This window comes from Empedobacter sp. UBA2044, assembly GCF_002333005.1.
In the GTDB taxonomy this organism is placed as follows: domain Bacteria; phylum Bacteroidota; class Bacteroidia; order Flavobacteriales; family Weeksellaceae; genus Empedobacter; species Empedobacter falsenii_B.
Genome location: NZ_DDBA01000031.1, coordinates 1 through 2,669, shown reverse-complemented (window position 1 = coordinate 2,669; position 2,669 = coordinate 1). Strand labels below are relative to the sequence as shown.

The following is a 2,669-nucleotide window of genomic DNA, read 5'->3' as shown; positions in this document are numbered from 1 at the left end:
AATGCAAAGCATTACAAGTCTATGCTTACAAATCGGTCAATAATGGCTACTCGCTAAATGCTTTAGAACATTCGCATATAAAATGCGAACATAAATCATTTTTAACGCTCTTTACGCCGAATTGACACTCGACTTTTCAGCAAGGACGGTTTTTTAAATTCGTTGTTAAAAGTGGATTAGAATTAGAAAAAAAGTGATACAAAGATTCTGCACTTCGATATTTCGGTAAACATAGTAATCGGGGTTCTGTAACAGAGTTTAGAATGACATAAAAATCCCTTTATCTAAAAAAGACAAAGGGATTTATTTGAATGATATCAATAACTAATGAATAAAATAGAAAATTATTCTTTTAAATTGATTTCAACTCGTCTATTTTTCTGACGATTGTTATTATTTGAATTGGGGTAAAGCGGAGCTGTTTTACCCTTCGAAATGATTTCAATCTTTTCAGTTGGAATACCTTTATTAATTAGGTAATTTGAAACAGCTTGCGCACGTTGCATACCAACTTGTAGATTTCTATTTTCTGTACCTATATCACATGTATGTCCAGTTATTTGAATAGATTGCCAATCATGTTTTTTTAGTAAGTCAGCAATTCTACTCAATTGCTCTTGTTGATTTACAGAAACAGTTGTAAGACCTAAATGATCAAAAATTATTGGCTTTTCTATTTCTTTTTTGTCACTATCTGATAAAGGTTTTAATTCTGGTATTTCTTGTTTTATCGGTTCTTTTATCGGTTCGACTACTGAAGGTAAAACTTCTTCTTCCAAACTAGCTTCTTCTATTTGAGGTGGCAAAAGTAATTGTGTTTTAGATTTTCCAATACCCAATTTTATTTGTATACCATATGCCAATAGTTTCGATTGATCAATCATGTTTGATGAACTTAACACACCATTTGCTAGTTGAGTCATCTTTTCTGCTTCGTAGTTTACCAGTGGACTATTGACTGCAACTTGCTTAACCATATCATTCAATCCATAATCGAGATAAACACCTGTATAAACTCTAACTTTGTCCGATAATTTGAAACTAACACCTGTTTCTGCGCTCAAAGTAAAACCTGTCTTTAGCTTTGTTGAGTTTTCAGCTTTCCAATCATTTAATGTTCCAAAACCATGTTGTGGTAAGTTTGTTAATTCTACATTAAGGTCTTCGTAATAGCCACTTGTTTTAATCTCATTTACGTTAATTGTAGATTTTTGACTAAATGGAAATACCACTTTTCCTCCTGCATTGATATAAAATTGTGTTGTTCCTTTGGTATGGTATTGAACCATTAATGGGATACTTACGCCATAAAATCGACTTTTTTCTTGATAACCTTTTGTTTGTACGCGATATTCGAAAGCATCACCGTCGCTATCGACTTGATACGTACTGTTTATTTCATCATTTAAACGAGTTGTATTGCGAAAGAGCGAAAATTCTACTCCTGTTATCAGGCTCCAATTTGGGTTGATAAAGTAGGTGTAACCAACACCTACTTTTCCACTTGTTTTTAACGTTGTTTTTCCATTATAAACATTATAATTTAAACCTTGAGGTCCTCCATTCAACGTAATACTCCATTCTTGTGCTTGTCCGATATTTCCTATTAGAGCTATAGCAATGCTTAATATAAATTGTTTTTTCTTCATCGTTTTGAGGTTCAAAAGTTAATTCACTAATAATTTTACAGATTCACGTTTACCATTTTCTAAGAATAAATAAATGATATAAATTCCTGGAACCATAGGAACTTGAGTTACCACTTCTGGTGATACTTGATTGATCTCTTTGTTCAATTTACCTGTGATATCTGTTATCATAATTTTGGCACCTTTCAATTCTTCAGATGGATAATCTGCTTTAATGGTAAATGTTGTCCCTTGTCGCGCAGGATTTGGAACTACTTTTACACCTCCTTTGTGTTGACTTGCAACAATAGCCAATGGGCATGTTTCCATAGTGTTTCCATCTTTGTCTTTCACGACTACCATGTAACTACCATTAAGCGGAGTCGGAGATGTATAATATTGTCCTTGAGCACCTACAATTGCTTGTCCATCTTTGTACCATTGCCAGCTCACAAAATCATCTGATGAATTATCGAAAATTAAGACATCCTCCCATTTTTTCTTGACTTTTCCAATTAATCTCATGTTCACTTGTTTTATGACATGAGTTGCAGGTAAATAATTGTTATTTCCATCTTGCTGTGCTGTAATATCTACAGAACCTTGTTTATTGAATGTCAAACTATTTCCAATAACAGCTGCAATAGTTGAATTGGATGATGTATAATAAACTGGTAAATCACTTGATGCTGTTGCATTCAGTATCAATGTATTTTCACCATCACAACCAATTGTTAAGTCTTGTGTCCATGTGATTACTTGTGTTGCTTTATTAATCGTTAAATCAGCAGTTAGCGTTTGATCTTGATAGTTATTACCACCAGTAATATTCGCAGTAACGGTATATGTACCTGCTTGCGACTGATTATTGTTTACATAGTTAACCGTTGTTCCTTTTGGTAACAATCCAACAATAGCTAAGGATTTAGCTGTACCATCGTATGTAAAACTATTGTCATTAAATGTAATACCTACTAAACTAGCTTTAGTAATCGCAAAATCTGCTTTCTGATACGTAAGGTTATAGTTTGGTGAAGCAGC

Annotated in this window: 2 protein-coding genes; both read right to left on the bottom strand. The window is 33.2% G+C overall.

All coding sequences use genetic code 11. The features are described 5' to 3' along the window. Positions 1-344: 344 nt before the first annotated feature. Positions 345-1,649 carry an OmpA family protein gene (locus B4E59_RS05255; protein WP_291051843.1) on the bottom strand — a complete coding sequence of 435 codons (1,305 nt, stop codon included), beginning with the start codon at positions 1,647-1,649 and terminating at the stop codon, positions 345-347. Positions 1,650-1,667: 18 nt separating this feature from the next. After that, positions 1,668-2,669, bottom strand: a 1,002-nt coding sequence (locus B4E59_RS05250) for a T9SS type A sorting domain-containing protein (RefSeq protein ID WP_291051841.1), incomplete at its 5' end; no start/stop codon positions are given.